The 23,928-nt window shown below is 72.2% G+C and carries 22 protein-coding genes; 14 read left to right on the forward strand and 8 right to left on the reverse strand.

The genetic code is table 11. The features are described from left to right. Positions 1-24: 24 nt before the first annotated feature. Complete coding sequence (coaA, locus tag CFK41_RS04905; RefSeq protein ID WP_096798664.1) at positions 25-981, reverse strand: type I pantothenate kinase; 957 nt, start codon at positions 979-981, stop codon at positions 25-27. Positions 982-1,179: 198 nt separating this feature from the next. Here coaA and glmS point away from each other — a divergent pair, with 198 nt between their 5' ends. Genes glmS through CFK41_RS04940 form a run of 7 tightly spaced genes read left to right on the forward strand, consistent with a single transcriptional unit; the run spans position 1,180 to position 8,149 of the window. Then, the gene (gene glmS, locus CFK41_RS04910) at positions 1,180-3,048 is read left to right on the forward strand and encodes a glutamine--fructose-6-phosphate transaminase (isomerizing) (protein WP_096798665.1); all 1,869 of its coding nucleotides are present in this window, start codon (positions 1,180-1,182) and stop codon (positions 3,046-3,048) included. Between the two features lie 56 nt (positions 3,049-3,104). Continuing rightward, positions 3,105-3,620 carry a holo-ACP synthase gene (locus CFK41_RS04915; protein WP_096798666.1) on the forward strand — a complete coding sequence of 172 codons (516 nt, stop codon included), beginning with the start codon at positions 3,105-3,107 and terminating at the stop codon, positions 3,618-3,620. After that, entirely contained in the window at positions 3,617-5,146 is a 1,530-nt protein-coding gene (locus CFK41_RS04920) for an NAD(P)H-hydrate dehydratase (protein WP_096798667.1), read from the forward strand. The genes CFK41_RS04915 and CFK41_RS04920 overlap by 4 nt, the downstream gene beginning before the upstream one ends. A 13-nt stretch (positions 5,147-5,159) precedes the next feature. Continuing rightward, positions 5,160-6,329, forward strand: coding sequence for an alanine racemase (gene alr / locus CFK41_RS04925; RefSeq protein WP_096798668.1), 1,170 nt, complete (start codon positions 5,160-5,162; stop codon positions 6,327-6,329). Next, a complete protein-coding gene (gene tsaE, locus CFK41_RS04930; RefSeq protein ID WP_096798669.1) occupies positions 6,329-6,931 on the forward strand; it encodes a tRNA (adenosine(37)-N6)-threonylcarbamoyltransferase complex ATPase subunit type 1 TsaE in 603 nt (200 codons plus the stop codon). The genes alr and tsaE overlap by 1 nt, the downstream gene beginning before the upstream one ends. Next, positions 6,931-7,635: a tRNA (adenosine(37)-N6)-threonylcarbamoyltransferase complex dimerization subunit type 1 TsaB gene (gene tsaB, locus CFK41_RS04935; RefSeq protein ID WP_096798670.1), complete on the forward strand. Its 705-nt coding sequence runs from the start codon at positions 6,931-6,933 to the stop codon at positions 7,633-7,635. Before tsaE ends, tsaB begins: the two co-directional genes overlap by 1 nt. A 1-nt stretch (position 7,636) precedes the next feature. Further along, on the forward strand, positions 7,637-8,149 hold the full coding sequence (locus CFK41_RS04940; RefSeq protein WP_096798671.1) for a GNAT family N-acetyltransferase: 513 nt from the start codon (positions 7,637-7,639) through the stop codon (positions 8,147-8,149). Between the two features lie 27 nt (positions 8,150-8,176). Here CFK41_RS04940 and CFK41_RS04945 read toward each other — a convergent pair whose 3' ends face one another. Both CFK41_RS04945 and CFK41_RS04950 read right to left on the reverse strand, forming a co-directional pair. Beyond that, positions 8,177-9,889 (reverse strand): hypothetical protein, encoded by a 1,713-nt coding sequence (locus CFK41_RS04945; RefSeq protein ID WP_096798672.1) that lies wholly within the window; start codon positions 9,887-9,889, stop codon positions 8,177-8,179. Beyond that, a complete protein-coding gene (locus CFK41_RS04950) occupies positions 9,874-10,797 on the reverse strand; it encodes an ABC transporter ATP-binding protein (RefSeq protein ID WP_227873208.1) in 924 nt (307 codons plus the stop codon). The genes CFK41_RS04945 and CFK41_RS04950 overlap by 16 nt, the downstream gene beginning before the upstream one ends. Before the next feature lie 158 nt (positions 10,798-10,955). On the opposite strand from CFK41_RS04950, the gene CFK41_RS04955 reads away from it, so the two are divergent. Beyond that, positions 10,956-12,461, forward strand: coding sequence for an AI-2E family transporter (locus CFK41_RS04955; protein ID WP_096798673.1), 1,506 nt, complete (start codon positions 10,956-10,958; stop codon positions 12,459-12,461). A 112-nt stretch (positions 12,462-12,573) separates the two neighbouring features. Here CFK41_RS04955 and greA read toward each other — a convergent pair whose 3' ends face one another. Beyond that, entirely contained in the window at positions 12,574-13,065 is a 492-nt protein-coding gene (gene greA / locus CFK41_RS04960) for a transcription elongation factor GreA (protein ID WP_096798674.1), read from the reverse strand. Between the two features lie 246 nt (positions 13,066-13,311). After that, positions 13,312-13,704 (reverse strand): DUF4307 domain-containing protein, encoded by a 393-nt coding sequence (locus CFK41_RS04965; protein ID WP_096798675.1) that lies wholly within the window; start codon positions 13,702-13,704, stop codon positions 13,312-13,314. A gap of 210 nt (positions 13,705-13,914) precedes the next feature. Here CFK41_RS04965 and mca point away from each other — a divergent pair, with 210 nt between their 5' ends. Both mca and CFK41_RS18035 read left to right on the forward strand, forming a co-directional pair. Then, complete coding sequence (mca, locus tag CFK41_RS04970; protein ID WP_096798676.1) at positions 13,915-14,826, forward strand: mycothiol conjugate amidase Mca; 912 nt, start codon at positions 13,915-13,917, stop codon at positions 14,824-14,826. After that, entirely contained in the window at positions 14,823-15,272 is a 450-nt protein-coding gene (locus tag CFK41_RS18035) for a hypothetical protein (protein ID WP_174705959.1), read from the forward strand. The genes mca and CFK41_RS18035 overlap by 4 nt, the downstream gene beginning before the upstream one ends. Positions 15,273-15,339: 67 nt before the next feature. On the opposite strand, the gene trhA is transcribed toward CFK41_RS18035, so the two are convergent. Continuing rightward, positions 15,340-16,218, reverse strand: a complete 879-nt coding sequence (gene trhA / locus CFK41_RS04980) for a PAQR family membrane homeostasis protein TrhA (RefSeq protein ID WP_227873209.1) — start codon at positions 16,216-16,218, stop codon at positions 15,340-15,342. Between the two features lie 221 nt (positions 16,219-16,439). On the opposite strand from trhA, the gene CFK41_RS04985 reads away from it, so the two are divergent. The 3 genes from CFK41_RS04985 to CFK41_RS04995 all read left to right on the forward strand — a co-directional run bounded on the left by CFK41_RS04985 (position 16,440) and on the right by CFK41_RS04995 (position 20,135). Next, complete coding sequence (locus CFK41_RS04985; protein WP_096798677.1) at positions 16,440-17,198, forward strand: isoprenyl transferase; 759 nt, start codon at positions 16,440-16,442, stop codon at positions 17,196-17,198. Positions 17,199-17,403: 205 nt separating this feature from the next. Then, a complete protein-coding gene (locus tag CFK41_RS04990; protein WP_151904679.1) occupies positions 17,404-18,864 on the forward strand; it encodes a PhoH family protein in 1,461 nt (486 codons plus the stop codon). 350 nt (positions 18,865-19,214) lie between these two features. Continuing rightward, positions 19,215-20,135, forward strand: a complete 921-nt coding sequence (locus tag CFK41_RS04995) for a hypothetical protein (RefSeq protein WP_169928788.1) — start codon at positions 19,215-19,217, stop codon at positions 20,133-20,135. Between the two features lie 453 nt (positions 20,136-20,588). Here CFK41_RS04995 and CFK41_RS05000 read toward each other — a convergent pair whose 3' ends face one another. Together CFK41_RS05000 and CFK41_RS05005 are read right to left on the reverse strand one after the other, a co-directional pair. Beyond that, positions 20,589-22,004, reverse strand: coding sequence for a class II fumarate hydratase (locus tag CFK41_RS05000; RefSeq protein WP_096798678.1), 1,416 nt, complete (start codon positions 22,002-22,004; stop codon positions 20,589-20,591). A gap of 100 nt (positions 22,005-22,104) precedes the next feature. Continuing rightward, positions 22,105-23,016, reverse strand: coding sequence for a carbohydrate kinase family protein (locus tag CFK41_RS05005; protein ID WP_096798679.1), 912 nt, complete (start codon positions 23,014-23,016; stop codon positions 22,105-22,107). Between the two features lie 145 nt (positions 23,017-23,161). Between CFK41_RS05005 and CFK41_RS05010 the strand changes: the two genes are divergently transcribed. Then, the gene (locus tag CFK41_RS05010) at positions 23,162-23,896 is read left to right on the forward strand and encodes a DUF4245 domain-containing protein (protein ID WP_227873210.1); all 735 of its coding nucleotides are present in this window, start codon (positions 23,162-23,164) and stop codon (positions 23,894-23,896) included. Positions 23,897-23,928 lie beyond the last annotated feature (32 nt).

Here is a 23,928-nt window from a genome sequence, read left to right on the forward strand (position 1 = left end):
CCCGGGAGCTGGTGGGATCGGCGCTCAGACCTTCCGCAGCAGCACCGAGTGCACGCGGTGCTGGCCGTCCTTGCGCAGCACCAGGTCGGCGCGGCCGCGCGTGGGGACCACGTTCTCGGTGAGGTTCGGTCCGTTGATGCGCCGCCAGATCCCCAGCGCCGTCTCGACCGCCTGCTCGTCGGTGAGCTCGGCGTAGCGACGGAAGTACGAGCGCGGATCCGCGAAGGCGGTGCGGCGCAGCTGCAGGAAGCGATCCACGTACCAACGCCGGACGTCCTCCTGGCGGGCGTCGACGTAGATCGAGAAGTCGAAGAAGTCCGAGACCGCCATCCCCAGCCGCCCGTCGCGGCGGGGGCGGGCCGGCTGCAGCACGTTCAGCCCCTCGACGATGAGCACGTCCGGCTGCTCGACCACGACCCGCTCGTCCTCGAGGATGTCGTAGGTCAGGTGCGAGTACACCGGTGCCTCGACCCGCTCCTGCCCGGCCTTCACATCCGCGACGAAGCGCAGCAGCGCCCGCCGGTCGTAGCTCTCCGGGAAGCCCTTGCGCTGCATGATGCCGCGGGACTCGAGGATCGCATTGGGGTGGAGGAACCCGTCGGTGGTCACCAGCTGCACGCGAGGGGTCTCCGGCCAGCGCGCCATGAGCTCCCGCAGCAGGCGGGCGGTGGTGGACTTGCCGACCGCCACCGAACCGGCCACGCCGATGACGTACGGGGTGCGGTGCTGGTGCTGGTCCAGGAAGCTCTCCCGGGAGCGGCGCAGCGCCTGCGCCGCGGCGACCTGGATGTTCAGCAGGCGCGAGATCGGCCGGTAGACGGCATCGACCTCGCTGAGGTCCACCCGGTCGCCGAGCCCGCGCAGCCGGTCCACGTCCTCCTCCGACAGCGGCAGGGGTGTCTGGCGGGACAGCCTCGCCCAGTCGTCCCGGAGGATCTCCTCGAACGGGGTGACGGTGCTCGACGTCGGCGCGGCCTTCATGAGGATGATTGTTCCAGCAGTTCGTCCTGCCGGGGTGCACCTCCGCGCCGTGGCGGGCAGACGGTCCTGCTCATTTCTGATCACTCGTGCGCGAGGCCGACCAGGGGTGCGCGAGGAGGGTGCCCGAGGTGAGGAAGGACTCGCCCCGTTCCGGGTCGGGAGCTTTCCTGCGCGCGAGGGATCGTTAGCGTGAGGACCATGTGTGGAATCGTCGGATACGCAGGCCCTCAGGCCGCAGCACCCTCCTCCCGTCCCGTGGACGTCGCCCTGCAGGGCCTCGCCCGCCTCGAGTACCGCGGCTATGACTCCGCGGGAGTCGCCGTGATCGACGGCGGCGATGTGCGCGTCACCAAGCGCGCCGGCAAGCTCAAGAACCTCCGCGAGGCCCTCGACGGCGCCTCGGACAGCAGCGGCCAGGTCTCGATCGCGCACACCCGCTGGGCCACCCACGGCGCCCCCAACGACCTCAACGCCCACCCCCACCTCGGCGGCCGCGACGGCGAGCTGGCCGTGGTGCACAACGGCATCATCGAGAACTTCGCGACCCTCCGCGCCGAGCTCGAGGGCCAGGGATACTCCTTCACCTCCGAGACCGACTCCGAGGCCGCCGCGCACCTGGTCGCCCGCGAGATGGAGCAGGCCGGCGACCTCACCGAGGCGATGCGCCGCGCCGCCGCGTCCCTCGAGGGCGCCTTCACCCTCCTCGCCGTCCACCGCGACACTCCCGGCACCGTGGTCGCCGCGCGCCGCAACTCCCCGCTGGTCGTGGGCCTCGGCGACGGCGAGAACTTCCTCGGCTCCGACGTCGCCGCCTTCGTCGACTCCACCAAGGAGGCGCTCGAGATCGGCCAGGACCAGGTCGTGACCGTCACCGCGGACGCCGTGTCGATCATCGACTTCGACGGCGCCGAGGTCACCGACGCCAAGCGCTACACCATCGAGTGGGACGCCGCGGCCGCGCAGAAGGGCGGCTACGACTCCTTCATGGCCAAGGAGATCCACGAGCAGGCCAGCGCCGTCGCCGACACGCTGCGCGGCCGCCTCGACGACGGCTCCCTGCAGCTGGACGAGATGGACATCGATCCCTCCGTGCTGCGCAGCGTCGACAAGATCGTGGTCGTCGCTTGCGGCACCGCGGCCAACGCCGGCGAGGTCGCGAAGTACGCGATCGAGCACTGGTGCCGCATCCCCACCGAGGTCGAGCTCGCCCACGAGTTCCGCTACCGCGACCCGGTCGTCACCGAGAAGACCCTGGTCGTCGCCATCTCGCAGTCCGGTGAGACCATGGACACCCTGATGGCCGTGCGCCACGCCCGCGAGCAGGGCGCGAAGGTCATCGCGATCTGCAACACCCGCGGCTCCACCATCCCGCGCGAGTCCGATGCGGCGCTGTACCTGCACGTCGGCCCCGAGATCGCGGTCGCCTCGACCAAGGCGTACCTCGGCCAGATCACCGCCTGCTACCTGCTGGGCCTCTTCCTCGCGCAGACCCGCGGCAACCTCTACCCCGACGAGATCTCGGCGCTGATGGAGGATCTCGAGCGGATCCCGGAGCACATCCAGCAGGTGCTGGACGCCTCGGGGCAGGTCGAGAAGCTCGCGCAGGACATGAAGGACGTCTCCAGCGTGCTGTTCCTGGGCCGTCACGTGGGCTACCCCACCGCGATGGAGGGCGCGCTCAAGCTCAAGGAGATCGCCTACATCCACGCCGAGGGCTTCGCCGCCGGCGAGCTCAAGCACGGCCCGATCGCCCTGGTCGAGGAGGGGCAGCCGGTGTTCGTCATCGTCCCCTCCCCGAACGGCCGCCACTCCCTGCACTCCAAGGTCGTCTCCAACATCCAGGAGGTGCGCGCCCGCGGCGCCCGCACTCTGGTGATCGCCGAGGAGGGCGACGACGCCGTGCTGCCCTACGCCGACGAGGTGATCCGGGTGCCCGCCACCCGCACCCTGTTCGCGGCGCTGCTGACCGTGATCCCGCTGCAGATCTTCTCCTGCGAGCTGGCGACGGCGAAGGGCCTGGACGTGGATCAGCCCCGCAACCTCGCCAAGTCCGTCACCGTCGAGTGACGCTGCTCTGACCTGTCCGTCTCCAGGGGTCCAGCCGCGGGTGTGATACTGCCCGGGTGAGCACCTTCGAGACCCCAGCGCCGACGCCCGGCCCCACCGTTGACTTCGGGGGCCGGGCGTTCGCGCCTCGTGACGACGGCACGGTCGTGGGCGTCGGCATCGACGTGGTGGGCATCTCCCGCCTGACCGCGATGCTGGAGCGCACCCCGGCTCTGCTCGATCGGCTGCTGACCCCGTCGGAGCGGGACCTCTCGGCCGCCTCCCGCGCCGCCCGGGTCGCCGCGAAGGAGGCCGTCGGCAAGGCGCTCGGCGCTCCCGGTGACTTCTCCTGGCAGGACGTCACCGTCGAGCGCACGCGGGGGAGCCGCCCCTACGTCCGCCTGCGCGGCGCGACGCTGCGGGCCGCCGAGGCGCAGTCGGTCGCGCACCTGCACCTCTCCCTCTCGCACGACGGCGACATCGCCACCGCGATCGTCATCGCCGAGCGCGCCCGGATGTCCACGATCGGTGGACGTCCTGCTCCCGTCGACCGCCTGGAGCACGGCACCGTGCCGGGGGAGCAGGCGCCGTGATCCGCGGCTACTCCGCCCAGGCGGTCCGGGACGCCGAGGCCCCGCTGCTCGCCGCCGGCGAGCCGCTCATGCACCGTGCCGCGCAGGCCCTGGCCGACCACGTCGCCCACCGGCTCGGCGCCGCCGCGGAGGACGGTCGCACCGGCGCCGCGCGCGTGCTGATCCTCGCCGGTGCCGGAGCCAACGGCGGCGACGGACTCCATGCCGCCGCCCTGCTGCGACGCCGGGGGATCAGCGCCGACGCGATCGCGACCGCGCGGAGCCTGCACGAGGAGGGGGCCGCCGCCCTGCGCGCGGCCGGCGGAACGATCACCGCGCTCGCCGACACCGCCCCCGGCATGCTCGAGGAGCAGCTGGCCGCCACCGAGCTGGTGCTGGACGCGATGCTCGGGATCGGCGGCCGACCCGAAGTGCCCACGGACCTCGCCCCGCTGCTGGCCGTGGTGAACGGCAGCGGCGTGCCCGTGATCGCCGTCGACCTGCCGAGCTTCGTCGATGCCACCACCGGGGAAGCCGCCCTGGAGGCGCTCCTCGTGAGCGAGACGGTCACCTTCGGCGCGCAGAAGGCCGGCCTGCTGCTGCCGGGCGGCGCCGAGCGCAGCGGGAGAGTGCACCTGGTGGACATCGGCCTGGGACCCCACCTGCACGCCGCCCCGACTGTGCTCCGCCTCGAGGACTCCGACGCCCGAGAGCTGTACCCCCGCCCCGAGCGGGACTCCAGCAAGTACACCCGCGGCGTCGTCGCGCTCGCCGCCGGCAGCGAGCAGTACCCGGGAGCAGCCGTGCTGGCCGTCTCCGGCGCCGCCCGCGCCGGTGCCGGGATGGTGCGCTGCCTCGCCCCGCAGGCGGTGCTGGACCTCGTGCTGCGCGAGCGTCCGGAGGTGGTCGGGCACCGCACCGAGCGCGCCCTCGGCGGACCCGATGCGGTGGATCTCACCGCCGTCGGTCGCACCGACGCGCTCGTCGTCGGCCCCGGACTCCCGGCCGACGACCCCCGCACCGCCGCCGGTGTCGACTGCCTGCGCGACGGCTCCGGCTCGCTCTCCCGCGGCGTGATCGACGCCGGCGCCCTCGGGATCCTCACCGCCGAGCATCGCTTCGGCCCGGACACCGTCCTCACCCCGCATCGCGGCGAGGCCGAGCGCCTCGCCGCGCGCCTCGACGTCGACCCGGACCAGCCCGGACCGCTGCTGGCCCCGGCGCTCGCGCAGGTCACGGGCGCGACCGTGCTGCTCAAGGGCGCCGTCACGCTCATCGCCCCGGGGGACGGCGGACCCCTGCGCGCCCAGGCCGACGGGATCGCGCAGCTGGCCACCGCGGGCACCGGCGACGTGCTCGCCGGCGTGCTGGGCACCCTGCTGGCGGCCGGTCTGCCCGGACCCGACGCCGCCGCCCTGGCCGCGATCCTGCACGGTCGTGCCGGCCGTCTCGCCTCCCGCGACGGGCTGCAGCCGCTCGTCGCCCTCGACGTCGCCGCGCATCTGCCGGAGGCGATCGGGACTATCCTGGCGACCGCCCTGCCGTGAACCGAGGAGCTCGATGACCATCCCGATCCCTGCCGAGGACCCTCGGCACGTGCCCAACCGCGCGGTGATCGACCCGTCGGCGATCACCGAGAACACCCGCGCCCTGGGGACGCTCCTCGAGGAGCAGACGGCGCTGATGGCGGTGGTCAAGGCCGACGGCTACGGCCACGGCATGCTCACCGCCGCCCGCGCTGCGATCGAGGGCGGCGCCACCTGGCTGGGGGTCGCCCACCCCGCGAGCGCCCTGGCGCTGGCCCGTGCCGACCTCGATGCCCAGATCCTCACCTGGCTGTTCGAGCCCCGCACCGCGAGGACCGTGCTGCCGGAGGTGCTCTCCCAGGGGGTCGACGTCTCCGTCGGCTCCCCGGAGATGCTTGCGCTGGTCAGCGAGGCCGCCCGCCAGGCGGAACGGCGCGCCCGCGTGCACCTGAAGATCGACACCGGCATGGGGCGCAACGGTGTGCTGCCCTGGCAGATCCGCGAGATGGGCGCCGCGATGCGGGAGGACGAGCACATCCAGGTGGCGGGCGCTTGGACGCATCTGACCAGCGCCGATGATCCTGACGATCCGGCGACCGACCAGCAGGTGGAGCTGTACGACTCCGCGTGCGCGGCGCTCGCCGACGAGGTGGGCCCGATCCCGCTGCAGCACCTCGCGAACTCCGCCGCGACCCTCACCCGGCCGGACCTCCACCGCGACCTGGTCCGCACCGGCATCGCGATGTACGGCTACCCGCCCGTGCCCACCGACGTGCCGCTGCGACCGGCGATGACCCTCACCAGCCGTCTCGCGCTGGTCAAGGAGGTGGGGGAGGGGCACAGCATCGGCTACGGCCGGATCCGCAGCACCGACCGCCGCACCCGCCTGGGCCTGGTGCCGATCGGCTACGCCGACGGCCTCCACCGCGCCGCCAGCGACCAGTGCCATCTCGTGGTCCGCACCGACTCCGGGGATCACCGGGCCCCACAGGTGGGAAGGATCAGCATGGACCAGATCGTCATCGACCTGGGACCGGACTCGGACGCCCGCGCCGGGGACCAGGTGTTCGTCTTCGGCGACGCCGGCGGCGACCCCAACGGCCCCGCCGCCTCCACCGCGGAGGACTGGGCCCGGGCGGCCGGGACCATCTCCTACGAGGTGCTCACCTCCGTCTCCGGCCGCGTCAGCCGCGAGGTGCGCTGATGAGCGCGCTGACCGTCTCCACCCGTGACGCCGAGGGCACCCGCGCCGTGGCCCGGGCGCTCGCGGGAGCCCTGCGCGCCGGGGACCTCCTGGTGCTCGACGGCCCCCTCGGCGCGGGGAAGACCACCTTCACCCAGGGGCTCGGGGAGGGCCTCGGGGTGCGCGGTCCCGTCGCCTCGCCGACGTTCGTCATCGAGCGGGTCCACCCCAGCCTCGGCGACGGCCCCGACCTGGTCCATGTCGACGCCTACCGGCTCGGCGGAGAGGGCGCGATCGACGACCTCGACCTGGAGGCGGATCTCGACCGTGCGGTGACCGTCGTGGAATGGGGACGGGACCGCGTCGAGCACCTGGCCGACTCCGCGCTGCTCGTGGTGCTGGACCGGCCCGACCGGGTCGAGGACCCCCAGGACCCCGACGAGCCGCGCACCCTCCACCTGACCCCCAGCGGACCGCGCTGGGACGAGCCGGCCGTGCTGGAGCTGGAGGCCGCGCTGGCCGCGGTCACCGCTGCCGACGGAACCGCCGGGCCCGGGCAGGGATCCGACGCCCGGGGCGACATCGCCCATGATCAGACCGCCCCTGCCGAGGAGAACCGCTGATGCTGCTGGGAATCGACACCTCCGGGGCGGTCAGCGTCGCCGTCGCCCGAGGGGAGCTGGCCGGGTCCGCGCTCGAGATCCTGGAGGTCCGCTCGGATGACCGCTCCCGTCACCACGACGAGGTGCTGCTGGACCTGATCGACGAGACCCTGCGCGCCGCCGAGGTCGAGCGCGGAGAGCTCACCGGGGTGGTCGTCGGCCGTGGCCCCGGGCCGTTCACCGGACTGCGGGTAGGGCTGGTCTCCGCCCGCTCCATCGCCGCGGTGCTCGGCGTCCCCCTGCACGGGCTGAGCTCCCTGGACGCCCTCGCCCACCAGGCGCTCGCCGGGGCCGGTCCCGCTCAGGACGGCCCGCTCACCGTCGGCGTCGCGCTCGACGCCCGCCGCCGCGAGGTCTACCACGCCCGCTACCGTCGCGACGCCTCCGGTGAGATCACCCGGATCGCGGAGCCCGCCGTGAACACCCCTGCCGACGCGGCGGCGGACCTCACCGCCTGCGACCTGCTGGTCGGCTCCGGCACCGGGCTCTACCCCGAGCTGCTGCCCGCGACCGCCGAGCTGGTGCACGTCGACGCCGGGCACCTCCTGCTCGCGGCCGCCTCCCTCGTCGCGCGCGGCGAGGACCTCTCGAGCACCGAGCCGATGTACCTGCGCGAGCCCGACGCCGCCAAGCCCACCGCGCGCAAGAGCGCCCTGGGACGCTGAGATGGCGGAGCCTGGCGACCAGGCGGCGGACGGGGGAGCGGCCCACTCCGCGACGGGCCCCTGGGGTCTGCGTCCGGCGACGATCGAGGACGTCGAGGAGATCGCCTTCGCCGAGCTCGAGCTGTTCCCGGACGAGGCCTGGAACGTCTTCCAGCTCGCCGCCGAGATCGAGCACCCCGACCGTCGCTACGTGGTCGCCGCCGAGGGCGAGGACGCCGCCGGAGCCCTGATCGGGTACGCCGGCATCATGCTCGGCGGCGACCTGGCGGACCTGCACACCATCGGCACCCGACGCGAGGGCGAGGGCGTGGGCCGCGCCCTGCTCACCTGGTGCGAGGCCCAGGCCGTCGCCGGCGGGGCCGAGCGGATGCTCCTGGAGGTGCGGGAGGACAACGCCCGCGCCCGCGCCGTCTACGCCGCCGCCGGGTATCGGGAGATCGACCGCCGCCGCGGCTACTATCGGATCCGCGGCCGGCGCATCGACGCCCTGGTCATGGAGCGCACGCTCGCCTGAGCGCGCCCTGCCTGAGCGCACCCTCGTCTAGAGGTGATCGCGCACCTTCTGGAAGGCATCCGGGTAGCGGGCGTCGAGACGCACCACCGCGATCCGCAGACCGACCAGGAGCACCACCGCCCCGGCGGCCAGGGCGAGAGCCCCGGCGAGCAGGGTCAGCAGGAGGCTGCCGACGACCGCGCCCCAGATCCCGACACCGATCGCCGGGATCATCGGCACGATGATCGCGAGCATCGCCACGGTCATCGAGATCATGGCGTTCGCGCTCGAGGCGGACTTGTCCTTCATGGGGTTGGTGCCCGGAGGCGAACTCGGGTAGGGCAGCAGCACGCTCAGCGCCATCGAGCTGCCCCAGCCGCCGATCATCGTCCCGAGGCTGATCATGACCGCCATCGGCGCCAGCTCCGCCATCCCGAACAGCAGCGGGATCAGGGCGCTCACCACGACCACTCCCGGCACCATCAGCACGGCCTGGGCGGCGATGCGACCCAGCAGGTTCGCCCGGGCGGGCAGGCCGGTGACCAGGTTGACCCAGCCGGCGGGGCCGTCGAAGCCGATCTCGTTGGACAGGCTGATCCCGCTCATGCCGCACATGAAGATCGCCATGCCCAGCATCATCGGCCGCGACTCGGGCAGCACGAATCCCATCGCACCGAAGAACAGCACGATCACCGGGTAGATGCCGAGCGCCGCGAGGTACCGGGAATCCCGCCGCCAGTACCGCAGCGACCTTCCCATCACGGCGCCGAACGGCCCGGGCCGCACCCAGCGGGGCACCAGCGGGGAGACCTTCGCATCACCGGAGGAGGAGTCGCCGGTCAGCGCCGAGGTGAGCGAGAGGTCGATCGAGCGCCGCCACCAGCGCCACACCAGGATGATCGTCGCCGCGCCGATCAGCGCCCGCAGCAGAGCGGTGAGCACCTGCCCCTCGGCGAGGTCCATCGGCACGGCGAACAGCGCGCCGAACGGCGTCCATGCGAGAACCCCGACGACCTGCGGGAGCAGGGCCCGCACGAGGTCGAGATCCAGATCGCCCAGGCCCTGCATCGCCAGGGAGAACCCGTAGATCGCCGCGAACATCGCCAGGAATCCGAAGATCCCGCCGAGCTCACGACCGCTGCGGGAGGAGCTGCGCGAGGCTGAATGGGCGAACCAGGCCCGCGGCAGCAGCAGGCACAGGGCGAGGCCGGCGAGGTTCGCGGGGATCAATGCCACCGCCGCCACGACGATCCACCCCGCACCCTGCCCGAACAGGACCAGCCACAGCAGCTCGAAGGCGGTCACGATCGCGACCGCGAGCAGGGTGAGCACGCTGGGCAGGCTCAGCGCCGCCGCGGCGAACATGCCGGGCTGCAGCTGTCTCGCGCTGCGCGGGAACAGGGCGAAGGCTCGCGGATCCAGGGTGTCGTCGACGCCGAAGGCGAGCACGGGGATGAGGAACCACAGCAGCACGGTCACCGCGCCGAGACCCCGCACGATCAACGGGAAGGTCTCGCCCTCGCCGGCCCACAGCGTGGTGCCCAGGAGCAGGAAGACCAGCCCCACGAGCCCGCCCAGGGCATAGAGGGCGCCGATGATGGTGCCGATCAGCTTGCCCACGTTCTTGCGGTAGGACCGCTTCCACAGCGTCCACTTCAGCCCCAGCTGGAGCCGGATCAGCGACTTCTGGGAGATCTCTCCGTGGTGGATGCCCTGGGCGGAGGCGACCTGGGAGTGCTCGGTGCTCAGGACTCCAACCACGACAGGCTCCCCTCCGCGACGTCGCCGCCGCCCACGAGGTCGATGAACGTCTGCACGAGCGATCCGCCCTGGCGGACCTCGTCGAGCGTGCCGTCGGCCAGCAGCTCGCCGTGGGCGATGATCGCGACGTGGCTGCACAGCCCCTCGACGAGCTCCATCACGTGGCTGGACAGCACCACGGTGCCGCCGCCGCTGACATAGGCGGTGAGGATCTTCCGGATCACCTGGGCGGAGACCGGGTCCACGGCCTCGAGCGGCTCGTCCAGCACCAGCAGCCGCGGGGCGTGCAGCAGGGCGGAGGCGAGCAGGATCTTCTTGGTCATGCCGGCCGAGTAGTCGACCACCAGCTTGCCGTCCTCATCCGCGAGATCCAGGGCGCTCAGCAGCGACTCCATGCGCTCCTCGACCATGGCCGGCTCCATGCCGCGCACCAGCCCCACGTAGGTGAGCAGCTCACGCCCTGTCAGCCGGTCGAAGGTGCGCAGGCCGTCGGCGAGCACGCCGAGACGGGCCTTCGCCTCGCCGGGCTCCGTCCACATGTCGTGGCCGAGCACGTGCGCGGTGCCGCCGTCGGGCCGCAGCAGACCGGTCGCCATCGACAGCGTGGTCGTCTTGCCGGCGCCGTTGGGGCCGACGATCCCGTAGAAGGAGCCGCGCGGCACGTCGAGCGAGATCCCGTGGACCACCTCGGTGCGGTCGAAGGACTTCCGCAGCCCGCGGATCGAGAGGGCGGTGCGGTCGGGGACCGCGGCCCCCTCGGCCACCGGCGCGGCGACACCTCCTACCGGCTGTGCGGCTCCGACGGCGGGGGAGGACTGCGCGACCGGCTGAGTGAGCGGAGCCGGCGCGGAAGGGGTGCCGCCCGGCGACACAGGAGGGGAGGTGGGGACCTGGGGATCGCTCTGCATGGCATCACGCTAGTGCGCGGGGTGCGGGCGGTGAGACCGTCGCTCGGTGGAGGAGTGATCGACCTTCGTCGACCTCTGGCGTCATCGGCCCAGTAAGGGCCGGGCCTGCACGGTTAGGATGCCCGTGAGCCACTCTGGGCTCGGACGGAAGGAGTCCCATGTCGAAGCTGCGCCCCACCCCGCGCGCCCCCGGCCTCGCCACCGAGGTCGAGGAGATCCCGCTCGGCGTCCGTCGCGCCGCGGCCTGGTCCTGGCGGCTGATCGTGGTGGTCGCCGCCGCCTCGCTGCTCCTGTGGGGGCTCCTGCAGGTCGCCGGCCTGGTGGTCCCGGTGCTGATCGCGATCCTGCTGGCTGCTCTGCTCACCCCGGTGGTGAAGGTCCTCACCCGCTACACCTTCCTGGGGCGGGCCGCCGCGAGCGGCATCGCGCTGCTGGGGCTGCTGCTGGTGATCGCCGGAATGTTCACCCTCGCCGGGCGCCAGCTCTTCGCGCAGTTCGCCGACATCCAGGACAAGGCCGTCACCGGCTTCCAGTCGCTCACCGACTGGGCGACCACGACCTTCAAGATCGAAGCGCCGATGGTCGACAGCGCGATCCAGGAGGGCCTGGACAAGCTCCAGGAGAACTCCGACCAGCTGGTCTCCGGCGCTCTGGGCACCGCCGCGGTGCTCGGCAACCTCGTCACCGGCATCCTGATCTGCCTCTTCGCGCTGTTCTTCCTCCTCTCCGGAGGCTCCGGCATCTGGCGCTGGGTCGTGGGCCTGCTGCCCCCGGCCGCCCGCGTGCCCACCCATGAGGCGTTCCGCCGCGGCTGGAAGGCCCTCTCGGCGTACATCCGCACCCAGATCCTGGTCGCCGGGGTGGACGCCACCGGTATCGCGATCGGCATGATCGGCCTGGGCCTCGGCTCCTACGCGGTGCCGATCTGGCTGCTCGTGTTCCTGTTCTCCTTCATCCCGCTGGTCGGTGCGATCGCCTCCGGCGCCATCGCGGTGTTGCTGGTGCTCGTGCTCCACAGCTGGGTGGGCGCGGTGATCATGCTGGTGATCGTGCTCGCGGTCCAGCAGATCGAGGGCAACGTGCTCCAGCCCTTCCTGATGGGCAAGGCCGTCGAGCTGCACCCGCTGGCGGTCTTCCTCGGCGTGGCCGGCGGCGCGATGGTGGCCGGCATCGCCGGTGCGCTCTTCTCCATCCCGCTCATCGCCTTCGTCAACGCCACCATGCTGTACATCGTGGGCAGGGATCCGAGCCCGGAGCTCGGCCTGGACGCGGCCGGCGCCGAGCACTTCGACGCCCTCCAGCGCCGCAGCGAGGCGCAGACGGCGGAGCGTGCAGCGGCGTCCGCGTCCGCCGCAAAGCGTGAGCCGGCGCCGGCGGCTCCGGCCGCGGTGATCGCGGCCGGTTCGGCCGGCGGAGCGACAGCGGTCGCGTCGGCCGACGACGCAGCGGAAGCGGCACCGACCGACGACGCGGCGGCTCCCGCCGCCGAGGCCGCCGCGGAGCCGCCGTCGGCTCCCGTCGGCACGGAGTCCCCCGGGGCGCCGTCGGCGGCCCCCGTCGACGAGGCCCCGGCCGAGGCTTCGTCGCCCCGCACCGAGGAGCAGGGCGACGTCCCCCCGTCGGACGAGGTCCCGCCGCCCGCCCCGCGCTCGGACGACGCGTGAGCGACGCATCGCCCTGCGAACGCAGGGCATGACGAGAAGGGCCCCCGCCCCGGCAGCAGCCGGTGGGCGGGGGCCCTTCTCGTGGGCGGCCGCGCGAGACGCGGCGGCGGGCTCAGGCCTTGTAGGGCGTGGCCTTGAGGATCTCGATCGGGAAGGACTTCCCGTTCGGGGCGGTGTAGTCGACGGTGTCGCCGACCTTGGAGCCATGGATCGAGCTGCCCAGGGGCGACTCCGAGGAGTACACCTCGAGGTCGTCGTCGCCGTCGGCGATCTCGCGGTTGCCCAGCAGGAAGGTGCGCTCCTTGCCGGCCATCGAGATGACCACGACCATGCCGGGCTCGACGACGCCGTCATCCTTCGGCGCCTCGCCCACCACGGCGTTCTTCAGGAGCCGCTGGAGATCCGCGATGCGGGCCTCCATCTTCCCCTGCTCCTCGCGCGCGGCGTGATATCCGCCGTTCTCCTTGAGGTCGCCCTCGTCGCGAGCCGCGGCGATGCGCTCGGCGATCTCGGTGCGCCCCGGGCCCTCGAGCTCGGCGAGCTCCTTGGCGAGACGGTCATATGCGTCCTGGGTGAGCCAGGCGCCATTCGGCTGGCTGCTCATGGGTTCACTCCTGTCGTCCTGGATAGTGCGCGGGGGAGCGAAAGCCCCCCACAACGCGAATCACGGGGCACATGTCCTCATGCGCCCCGTGTGCGGGTGATGATGAATCGGCGCAATGCCGGTTCCGGAGCACATTACACCGAGCGGATCGCTTTCCTGGGAAGGCGATGCGGATTTCGCGTTCGGAGAAACTCGCGTCGCGCGGCCGACGGGACCGACGACGGGCGCGGAAGCACGCTCGGCATCTCAGCGGATCGAGCAGCGCACGATCTCCGCCGAGACGGCCTCTCCCTGGGTGGAGATCTCGACGTGGTGGTCGCTCATGCGGGTCTTCTGCGCGGGGATCTCCTCCTCGACGAAGCCGACCTGTGCACGGCCCGCGTTGAGGGCCTGGATCGAGCAGGTCGCCTCGCGGCCCGGCTTCATCGTCACGCGGAAGTCCACGGCGATCGCGTCGTGCCCGACGTGCTTGTACGCGAGCACCTCCGAGCGGACCGGTGTGCTGCCGGCCTGGACCCCCACGAAGATCACGACGGCCAGGAACACCGCCGCGGCCAGGCCGATCAGCGCGCGCGAGGTCCGTCGGCCCACGAGCGGACCCCCATAGCGGTCCGCGCGGCGATCACTGGCAGCGTTCATGGGGCCAGTCTCCCAGATCGGTCCCGGGAGATTCCTCCGAGCGGCCGGTCAGACGGGTCACGGAGCCTCCCGCCGGGCGCTCCTCCCTCCCAGCCGCTGGCCCTCCAGGTGGCGTAGGATCGGGCGCTGGTGCGTCCCGACCCGTCGCGTGCGCGAGACGTGCACCAGAACCGTGGGACCCCGCCCCTCCCGTCGTCTCCGAGGAGAACCGTGACCGTCCAGCTGCCCACCCCCGACGAAACCCTGCGGATGGTGGCCGTCCACGCGCACCCGGACGACGAGTCGTCCAAGGGTGCCGGGACGACCGCGCGATACGCGCGCGAAGGCGTCCAGGTCACGGTCATCACCTGCACCGGCGGAGAGCGCGGGGACGTGCTGAACCCGCGTCTGCTCGACGACCCCTCGCTGACCGCCGAGACGCTGCCCGCCATCCGGCGCGCGGAGATGGCGCGCGCCCAGGAGATCCTCGGCGTGGACCACGAGTGGCTGGGGTTCATCGACTCGGGCCTGCCCGAGGGCGATCCGCTGCCGCCGCTGCCGGCCGGAAGCTTTGCGACGATCGCCGTCGAGGAGGCGGCTCGCCCGCTGGTCGAGGCGGTGCGTCGGCTGCGCCCGCACGTGATGACCACGTACGACGAGAACGGCGGCTACCCGCACCCCGACCACATCCAGTCCCACCGGATCAGCGTCGCGGCGTTCGACCTCGCCGCGGATCCGGCCTTCGCCCCGGAGCTCGGGGAGCCCTGGGAGGTCGCGAAGCTCTACTACATCAACGGCTTCCATCGGCAGCGGTTCTCCGCGGTGGCCCGTCATCTCCGCAATGCCGGGGCCCCGAACGAGGAGCTCGAGCAGATGATGGAGCGCTTCGACGAGTCCACGGATCGGCTGCTGACCACGCGGATCGACGTCAAGGAGTTCCTCGCCGTGCGCGATGACGCCCTGCGCGCGCACGCCACCCAGGTGGATCCCGACGGACCGTTCTTCCGCATCACCCATGACGCCGAGATCTCCGCCTGGGGCACCGAGGACTACGAGCTGCACATCTCCCGCATCGGCGTGAAGCTGCCCGAGGACGACCTGTTCGCCGGGCTGCGCCACGAGACCGTGGAGGCCCGGGCATGAACGGCACCGGAATCGTCCTCGCCCTCGGCGAGCTGATGGCCGACCCCAGCCCCTCCGACGGCGGGGAGTTCAACTCCGTCTCCGTCTCACCGGGGCTGCCGGGCTTCCTGGCGATGTTCGTGCTCGCCGTGGCGGTCGTGCTGCTGGCGATCGACATGACCCGCCGCACCCGGCGCGTGCAGGCCCGGGCGCGTGTGCACGAGCGGATGGCGGCCGAGGACCGCGAGCGCGAGGTCGCGGCGCAGGGGAGCGACGACGAGTCGACGTCGGCCGACGAGGACGCGCAGGATGCCGAGGGCGAGACGACGCCGCAGACCCCGGTCGAGCCGCCGTCGGCCGCCGAGGCCTCGACGCTCGAGGAGCCGGTGGACGAGGACGGCCACTCCTCCGGCCCGGGCGCGACGCCCGCCGGTGCGGACGACTCGCCCTCCGACGACCAGCGCTGAGCGGGGCGCAGCCCACCAGCGCTGAGCGGGGCGCATGCCTGCGGCTGCAGCCCTGCGGCCGCAGGCCTCAGAGGACGGCGACGGCGACCGCGGCGAAGTGACACCCGAAGCCGATCAGCGTGCCGGCATGGAAGATCTCGTGGAAGCCGAACCAGGCCGGTGACGGGTTGGGTCGCTTGAGCGCGTACATGACCGCCCCCGCGGTGTAGGCGAGGCCGCCGATCGCGAGCAGCCAGACCACGGCCCAGCCGCCGGAGGCCTGCAGCTGCGGCATGTAGAAGACGGCCACCCAGCCCAGCGCGATGTACGCGGGCACGTAGATCCAGCGCGGCGCTCCGGTCCAGAACAGCCGGAAGCACACGCCGAGGGCGGCGCCGATCCAGGCGATGAGCAGCAAGGTGCGGGCGGGGCGCGGCTCGAGCAGCGCGGCGGCGATCGGCGTGTAGGTGCCGGCGATGATCAGGAAGATGTTCGCGTGGTCGAAGCGTCGCAGCATGATCGCCCGCTGCGGGGTCCAGGTGCCGCGGTGGTAGACGGCGCTGATGCCGAAGAGCATCGAGGCGGTGAGGACGAACACCGCGCACGCCAGGCGGATCGGCAGGCTCTCGCCGACCGCCACCAGCAGCAGCCCGATCACCAGCGTGGTGGGGAAGGCGATGAGGTGGAGCATGCCGCGCAGGCGGGGCTTGGGCAGCTGCAGGCCCAGCTGGGTGGCCCTGCGCGCCATCGCACGGGTCAGGGTGCGCGGGGCGAAGGGGAAGTTCTCGGCGGTGGGCAGGTCGTCGTCGCCCGGCAGCGCGGTGCCGCCGCTCTCCGCCACCGCGCCGGTGGTCTCGGCGGCCGCGCGGGCTGCGCGTCCGTCGGGGCCGTCGTGCCCTGCGGCGTCCTGCGGTGCGGCGTCCCCGCCGCGGCGCGGGTCGGTGTCATGGGGGAGTGCGGAACTCATGGGGCGACACTAACCTACGCGGCCGTAAGTTAGTGGTGGGAGTGCTGTGCCGATCCGGTGTCGATTTGCTCTGATCGTCAGGCCGGGGCGGGAGCGTCATCGATAATGGGAGGAGCGGCACGGCGACGTCGGCCGCGACGCACTGCATCCGGCGGAGCGCGTCGGGCCCGAGGGTTCGGAGCGTGGCGCCGTGGTGACCGGCACGAGGGAGGGAGGCTGCGATGGTCGACGACGGCCTTCTGTACCGCGTCTACGAACGGCGGCTCGCCCGCGAGCTGGAGAGCTTCGCGCTCCCGCAGCACCTCGGCGTGATCGTCGACGGCAACCGCCGCTGGGCGAAGGAAGCCGGGGAGAGCACGGAGCACGGGCATCGCGCCGGCGCCGCGAAGATCCTCGAGCTCCTCTCCTGGTGCGACGGTCTCGACATCCCGCTGGTCACCGTCTGGATGCTGTCCACGGACAACCTCCGCCGCCCGCCCGAGGAGCTCGCCGCCCTGTACGGGATCATCGGCAGCACCATCGAGGGGATCATCGAGGCCGGCTACCGCGTGCGGCTGACCGGCAACCCCGAGGCGCTCCCGGAGTCGATGCGCGCAGACATCTCGCGCGCCCAGGAGCGGGCCTCGCTGGAATCCCGGCTGACCGTCAACGTGGCCATCGGCTACGGCGGCCGCGAGGAGATCGTCGACGCCGTCCGCGAGCTGGTGCGGGATCTCGCCGACCAGGGTCGCTCCGGCGCGGACATCGCCGAGGCGATCAGCGTGGACTCCATCGCCGAGCACCTCTACACCCGGGGCCAGCCCGATCCGGACCTCATCATCCGCACCTCCGGCGAGCAGCGGCTCTCGGGGTTCCTGCTGTGGCAGTCCGTGCATTCCGAGTACTGGTTCTGCGAGACCTACTGGCCCGGGTTCCGCCGCATCGACCTGCTGCGCGCCCTGCGCGACTTCTGCCGCCGGGAGCGCCGCTTCGGCTCCTGAGGGGGAGCCGCGGAAGAAGTGCGAACACTCCCGTCGGCCTCCCCGGCAGACCCTGTGACCGGTGGCACACTGAGGGCATCGGGAGTCCGGCAGAACTCCCGATGACGATCGGGTGAACGTCGGCCCCGCATCCTGTGGGGCTCGCCCGACGGCGGGTGCCGACGCGGTTAGGGTCCAGGCATCCGCGCGATTCCGGGAGGCTCCCATGGACGAGACGACCATTGCCCGCGAGACGATGCCCGCCGACGGTGAGACCGCATCGTTCCGAACCACCCAGCGGGCGGAGGTGATCGGAGCCGCGAATCCCGACGGCGCACCGGTGGTGCCCTCGCTGCTGCCCGGCGCCGCGCAGCAGATGCTGGCCGAGGTGGAGACCGGGGTGATCACCTACGTGCTGGACACCTCCGTGCTGCTCTCGGACCCCCTGTCCCTGCATCGCTTCGCCGAGCACGACATCGTGCTGCCGATCGTGGTGATCACCGAGCTCGAGGCGAAACGCCATCACCCGGACCTCGGCTACTTCGCCCGCCAGGCCCTGCGGATCCTCGACGACCTGCGCGAGCAGCACGGCAATCTCGCCCAGCCGCTCCCGATCGGCAAGGACGGCGGGCACGTGCACGTCGAGCTCAACCACATGAGCCCCGCCTCGCTGCCGGACGGCTTCCGCCTCGGCGACAACGACACCCGCATCCTCGCCGTCGCGAAGAACCTCCAGCTCGAGGGCAAGAACGTGGTGCTCGTGTCGAAGGATCTGCCGATGCGCATCAAGGCCTCGGCCTCGGGCGTCCATGCCGAGGAGTACCGGGCGGAGCTGGCCCGCGACCGCGGCTACACCGGCATGGTCAGCACCGCCGTGGACGAGCAGACCATGACCGACCTCTACGACGGCCAGAGCGTCGAGATCCCCGAGGTCGCCCACCACCCCGTCCACACAGGACTGACCATCACCAGCCCGCGCGGATCGGCACTGGGGCGCGTGACCCGGGACAAGCAGGTCACGCTGGTCCAGGGCGACCAGACCGTGTTCGGGATCGCCGGGCGCTCCGCCGAGCAGCGGGTCGCGATCGACCTGCTGCAGGACGAGTCCGTCGGCATCGTCTCCCTCGGCGGCCGCGCCGGCACCGGCAAGAGCGCCCTCGCGCTGTGCGCAGGCCTCGAGGCGGTGCTCGAGCGACGCACCCAACGCCGGATCATGGTGTTCCGCCCGCTGTTCGCCGTGGGCGGGCAGGAGCTCGGCTACCTGCCCGGTGACCAGGGCGAGAAGATGGGGCCATGGGGCCAGGCGGTGTTCGACACCCTGGGGTCGATGGTCTCGCAGAACGTCATCGACGAGGTGCTCTCGCGCGGCATGCTCGAGGTGCTCCCGCTGACCCACATCCGCGGCCGCTCCCTGCACGACGCCTTCGTGATCGTCGACGAGGCGCAGTCCCTCGAGCGGAACGTGCTGCTGACCATGCTCTCCCGCATCGGCCAGAACTCGCGGGTGGTCCTCACCCACGACATCGCCCAGCGCGACAACCTCCGCATCGGCCGCTACGACGGCATCGCCTCCGTGGTCGAGGCCCTCAAGGAGAAGGAGCTGTTCGCCCACGTGACGCTGCAGCGCTCCGAGCGGTCCAAGGTGGCGGAGCTGGTCACCCACGTGCTGGACGAGCCGATCCCCTGAGGGGTGCGGCGGGGTCGGGCCGCGGCGGAGTCGGGGTCGGGCCCGCCCCGAGCCCGGCCCAGCCCGGCCACGCCTCGCCTCGCCCGGCCTCGCCCCGCCCGGCCTCGCCTCGCCCGGCCTCGCCTCGTCCCGCCCGGCCACGCCTCGCCTCGCCCGGCCTCGCCCCGCGGTGCGCTCATGGAATGGCGTATAGCGACGAGAGGTGGCTATATAGCCACCTCTCGTCGCTATACGCCATCGCGTGACAGGCCTGCTCGGCGTCGTGGCGACCGGTCCTCCCCAGGCCGTGGCCGTCCACAGCGGTCGCGGCCAGGCCGGCCGGGCCGGCGCACCGGTGGTGAGATCCCGGCATGGAGATCAAGGGAGTGATCCTCGCGTCGGGGCTGAAGCTGGTGGAGCCAGATCCTCGCCGTCGTCGGCGGCTGCTCCGTGACGGCACGATCCGCCGCGTGGGGCAGTGGTACGTGAGTGCCGAGGCTCCCGCAGATCTGGTGGCCCTGCTCGAGCTCGAGCTCCGCCCCACCTGTCTGGACGCCTCTGCCCTGCACGGTCTCTGGATTCCGCTGGCGAGCGGCGTCCACGCCTTCCGGCCGCGGGCCGTGGTGTCTCCAGAGCCGGCCCCGCAGGTTCTGCAGATCCGGCGTTTGCTCGACCCGGAGTCGGGAGTGCTGGTGCCGCCGCCGGAACTCGTCGAGGGAGAACGGCGTCGGGCGGCGCAGCCGGTCGTGCTGCATCGCCCGCACCTGCGCACCTGGCCGGATGACGATCCTGTTCCCGACCTTCTGCAGGTGCTGGACCACGCGGCTCGCTGCCTCCCAACCGTCAAGGCGGCCATTCTCATCGAATCCGCGCTGAACCAGGGCAAGCTCACCCGGCCGGACCTGTCGCATCTCCTCGAGGGCCTTCCGCAGAAGCATCGGATACCGCTGTTGAGGGTGCGGTCCGATGCGCAGTCCGGCACGGAGACGGCGGTGCGCTGGTGGCTGGAGGAGCGGGGCGTGAGGGTGCGCGGTCAGGTTCGGCTCGCTGCGCGGATCCGGGTCGACCTGCTGGTGGGCACCAACTGGGTGATCGAATGCGACAGCCGACGCTTCCATGACGATCCCGACCGGTACCGAGAGGACCGCCGGCGTGACCTCGCGCTGGCGTCCCGTGGATACCGGGTCACCAGGCTCACCTGGGAGCAGGTGTTCCTGGAGTGGGAGGCGACCGAGCGGATGCTGCGATCCATGCTGCACCGGCGCGAGCATCGGCAGGTGCTTCGCGCGTGACCGCCGATGTCGAGCTGGGACGGCCGGTGGTCGGTCGGACTGGTGGTGGCTCACCACCTCGGGCGGCAGGTGTCAGGGGATGGCCTATAGCGACGGGAGGTGGCTATATCGCCAGCTCGCGTCGCCATGCGCCAGTCCGTGACGCAGCACGCCGGAATCGGGGCTGCCGGGGGCGTGGCCGAGGGGCTTTGCTGGGCGTGCCCAAGGCGCTCCGCTGGAGCGGGGAGCCCGCTGGGAGCGTCAGGCGTCGCGCGATGGCCTATAGCGACGAGGGGTGGCTATATCGCCAGCTCGCGTCGCCATGCGCCAGTCCGTGACGCAGCACGCCGGAATCGGGGCTGCCGGGGGCGTGGCCGAGGGGAACTGCCGGGCCCGGGCATGACGACGGGGCGCCCCACCGCTGGTGGGACGCCCCGTGCAGGTCCGGTCGGAGCCTATGCGCCGAGCCTCGGATCAGGCCTTCGGCGCGGTCATGGAGAGGACGTCGAGCGCCGAGTCGAGCTGCTCCTCGGTGAGCTCGCCGCGCTCCACGAAGCCGAGCGCCACGACGGCCTCGCGCACGGAGATGCGCTCGGCGACGGCGTGCTTCGCGATCTTCGCGGCGGACTCGTAGCCGATCAGCTTGTTCAACGGGGTGACGATCGAGGGGGAGGCCTCGGCGTAGAAGCGGGCCTTCTCCTCGTTGGCGACCAGGCCGTCGACGGTCTTGTCGGCGAGCGCGGTGGAGGCGTTCGCGAGCAGGCGGATCGACTCCAGCAGGCTCGTGCCCATGAGCGGGATCTGCACGTTCAGCTCGAAGGAGCCCTGCGCACCGCCCCAGGCGATCGCCGCGTCGTTGCCCACGATCTTCGCGCACACCATGAGCACGGCCTCGGGGATGACGGGGTTGACCTTGCCGGGCATGATCGAGGAGCCGGGCTGGAGGTCCGGGATCGCGATCTCGCCCAGGCCGGTGTTGGGGCCGGAGCCCATCCAGCGCAGGTCGTTGCAGATCTTCGTGAGGGAGACGGCGATGGTGCGCAGCGCACCGGACATCTCCACGAGGCCGTCGCGGTTGGACTGCGCCTCGAAGTGGTCGCGCGCCTCGGTCAGCGGCAGGGAGGTCTGCTCGACGAGGTTCGCGATGACCTTCTGCGGGAAGCCGATCGGGGTGTTGATGCCGGTGCCCACGGCGGTGCCGCCCTGGGGGACCTCGGCCGTGCGGGGCAGGGCCGCCTCGACGCGCTCGATGCCGTAGCGGATGGAAGCCGCGTAGCCGCCGAACTCCTGGCCCAGGGTCACGGGGGTCGCGTCCATGAGGTGGGTGCGGCCGGACTTCACGACCGCCTTCCACGCCTCGGCCTTCTTCTCGAGGGACTCCGCGAGGTGCGCGAGGGCGGGGAGCAGCTGCTCGACGACGCCCTGCGTGACCGCGACGTGCACGGAGGTGGGGAACACGTCGTTGCTGGACTGCGAGCAGTTCACGTGGTCGTTGGGGTGGGTCTCGGTGCCGGCGTTCGTGGCGAGGGTCGCGAGCACCTCGTTCATGTTCATGTTCGAGCTGGTGCCCGAGCCGGTCTGGTAGGTGTCCACCGGGAACTGGTCGTCGTAGTCGCCGGCGATCACGGAGTCCGCAGCGACGACGATCGCATCGGCGATGGTCCCGTCGAGGACCCCGAGCTCCTTGTTGGCGCGGGCGGCGGCCTTCTTCACCTGGGCGAGCGCATGGATGTGCGCGGGCTCGAGGCCCTGGCCGGAGATCGGGAAGTTCTCCACCGCACGCTGGGTCTGCGCCCGGTACAGGGCCGCGGCGGGCACGCGGACCTCGCCCATGGTGTCGTGCTCGATGCGGTAGCCGTCCTGCTGCGCGGCGGGCGTGGACTGGGTCATGAGATGGCCTCCTCAGGTCGTGGTTCGGTGGTCAGGAAGACGGGGAGTCGGGGGCGCGGGGCGGCCCGGAAAGGTGCTGGTGCTCGCTCCCGCGACGGGGTCAGGTGAGCTCGTGGCTCCACGGCGGGTTCGCGCCGGCCCGGGACACGGTGATCGCGGCGAGGGCCGCGGCGCGGCGCAGCACGTCGGCGAGCACGTCGCTGGGCATCGCGGCGAGCTCGGGGCGCCGTTGCGCCCCCAGCAGGTCCTTCGCTGCCAGGGCGTCGAGGATTCCGGCGGAGAAAGTGTCCCCGGCGCCGACGGTGTCGACGGCGTCGACGACGACGGGGGAGACCTGCACGCGGCCGCTCCCGCCGAAGCCCACGGCGCCCTCGCCGCCGCGGGTCAGGACGGTCAGCGCCGGTCCCAGATCGCGCCAGGAGTCGACGACGCCCTCGACGTCCTCGGTGTCGTACAGCCAGGCGACGTCCTCGTCGGACGCCTTGACCACGTCGCACAGGGCGATGCTCTCCTCGACCTGGGCGCGCACCGCCTCGGGCGCCCCCATCAGGGTGGGTCGGGCGTTGGGGTCGTAGCTGATGGTCGCGGTCCCGTGGCAGCGCCGCAGCACGTCCACCACCGTCGCGGCGCCGGGCTGCAGCACCGCGGCGATCGACGAGGTGTGCACGGCGTCGACACGCTCGGGCAGCTCGGCGGGACGGGGATCCCAGAGCAGATCGAACTCGTAGGTCGCCGCACCGCTGGCGTCGAGACGCGCGAGCGCCGTGGAGGTCGGGGCCTCCACCGAGCTGCCGGGGGTGAGGCTCACACCGGAGGCTTCGAGATGCGCGCGGATGGCGTCGCCGCGGGCGTCGTCTCCGATGCGGGTGAGCAGCTGGGCGTCGTGGCCGAGACGGCTGAGCGCCACGGCCACGTTCATGGGGGATCCGCCGGGGTGCTCTCGACGCGTGCCATCGACGTCGATGACGATGTCCGTGAGTGCTTCTCCGACGATGAGGAATGTCGCGGTCACCGGTCGATCATCGCAGGTTTCCGGGGAGGGGGCGAACCCGCATCCGCCTTTCGTGGAGGTGCTCGGCGCGGGGGTGTGGTGCGGTCGACTCCCTCCGCACGCTCCTGGGAGCACATCACGGGGCGTGAGCGGCGACAATGGGGGAATGCGCGAAGCCGATCACGAGACCCCCGAGGCATCGGAGCCGACGCCCGCCGCGGCTCCGACCGGCGACGAGCGCCCCTCCGACGAGCGGGAGGAGCGCCCCGACGAGAGTGCGGAGGCGACCGGGACGGCTCGCCAGGACGTCCCGCAGGCCGCGCAGCCGAAGTCCGCGTACGAGCTGCCGTCGAGGAAGAACACCGTGCTGCGCAACATGGTGTGGGCACTCGCGCTGACCATGGCCGTGGTCGTCGTCATCGGCATCGCCTTCTTCGGCGTGGGCAGCGACCACCAGCGGGAGCGCTTGGAGAACTCCGAGGTGGATGTCGCCGCGAGCGCCGAGCGTGCCGAGGGCATCGCGCCCTTCCCGGTCGCCGTGCCGCGGCCGGGCGAGGGCTGGAGCGAGCGCTCCGCGCGCTTCACCGACGGGGGGAGCCCGCGCTGGGTCATCCAGTACAGCTCGCCGCATGAACAGCTGGTCACCCTGACCCAGGAGTCCGAGGTGAGCTCTCAGCTGCTCTCCTCCGCGCTGCCCGGCAGCGTCGTCGAGGAGGAGCTCGAGATCGACGGCGTCTCCTGCGAGCTGCTCAGAGGTGGAGAGCAGGGGGCCGAGAAGCGCGGGATCTCCTGCGAGGGTGAGGGCTTCGGCCTGCTGGTCCACGGAGGGACCGATCGCGAGGAGCTGCAGGACCTGGCAGAAGCCGCGCTCGCCGACGTCCAGGGAGACCACGCCGCCTGACCCGTCGGCCGGCGGCCTCCCCTCGAGACCGG

Origin of the sequence: Brachybacterium ginsengisoli (assembly GCF_002407065.1) — a bacterium.
Lineage (GTDB): Bacteria > Actinomycetota > Actinomycetes > Actinomycetales > Dermabacteraceae > Brachybacterium > Brachybacterium ginsengisoli.

Coding starts and splice junctions, on each gene's coding strand:
- coaA (WP_096798664.1), bottom strand. CDS start 981: ATGAAGGCCGCGCCGACGTCGAGCACCGTCACCCCGTTCGAGGAGATC.
- glmS (WP_096798665.1), top strand. CDS start 1,180: ATGTGTGGAATCGTCGGATACGCAGGCCCTCAGGCCGCAGCACCCTCC.
- alr (WP_096798668.1), top strand. CDS start 5,160: ATGACCATCCCGATCCCTGCCGAGGACCCTCGGCACGTGCCCAACCGC.
- tsaE (WP_096798669.1), top strand. CDS start 6,329: ATGAGCGCGCTGACCGTCTCCACCCGTGACGCCGAGGGCACCCGCGCC.
- tsaB (WP_096798670.1), top strand. CDS start 6,931: ATGCTGCTGGGAATCGACACCTCCGGGGCGGTCAGCGTCGCCGTCGCC.
- CFK41_RS04940 (WP_096798671.1), top strand. CDS start 7,637: ATGGCGGAGCCTGGCGACCAGGCGGCGGACGGGGGAGCGGCCCACTCC.
- CFK41_RS04950 (WP_227873208.1), bottom strand. CDS start 10,797: ATGCAGAGCGATCCCCAGGTCCCCACCTCCCCTCCTGTGTCGCCGGGC.
- CFK41_RS04955 (WP_096798673.1), top strand. CDS start 10,956: ATGTCGAAGCTGCGCCCCACCCCGCGCGCCCCCGGCCTCGCCACCGAG.
- greA (WP_096798674.1), bottom strand. CDS start 13,065: ATGAGCAGCCAGCCGAATGGCGCCTGGCTCACCCAGGACGCATATGAC.
- CFK41_RS04965 (WP_096798675.1), bottom strand. CDS start 13,704: ATGAACGCTGCCAGTGATCGCCGCGCGGACCGCTATGGGGGTCCGCTC.
- CFK41_RS18035 (WP_174705959.1), top strand. CDS start 14,823: ATGAACGGCACCGGAATCGTCCTCGCCCTCGGCGAGCTGATGGCCGAC.
- trhA (WP_227873209.1), bottom strand. CDS start 16,218: ATGAGTTCCGCACTCCCCCATGACACCGACCCGCGCCGCGGCGGGGAC.
- CFK41_RS04985 (WP_096798677.1), top strand. CDS start 16,440: ATGGTCGACGACGGCCTTCTGTACCGCGTCTACGAACGGCGGCTCGCC.
- CFK41_RS04990 (WP_151904679.1), top strand. CDS start 17,404: ATGGACGAGACGACCATTGCCCGCGAGACGATGCCCGCCGACGGTGAG.
- CFK41_RS04995 (WP_169928788.1), top strand. CDS start 19,215: ATGGAGATCAAGGGAGTGATCCTCGCGTCGGGGCTGAAGCTGGTGGAG.
- CFK41_RS05000 (WP_096798678.1), bottom strand. CDS start 22,004: ATGACCCAGTCCACGCCCGCCGCGCAGCAGGACGGCTACCGCATCGAG.
- CFK41_RS05010 (WP_227873210.1), top strand. CDS start 23,162: ATGCGCGAAGCCGATCACGAGACCCCCGAGGCATCGGAGCCGACGCCC.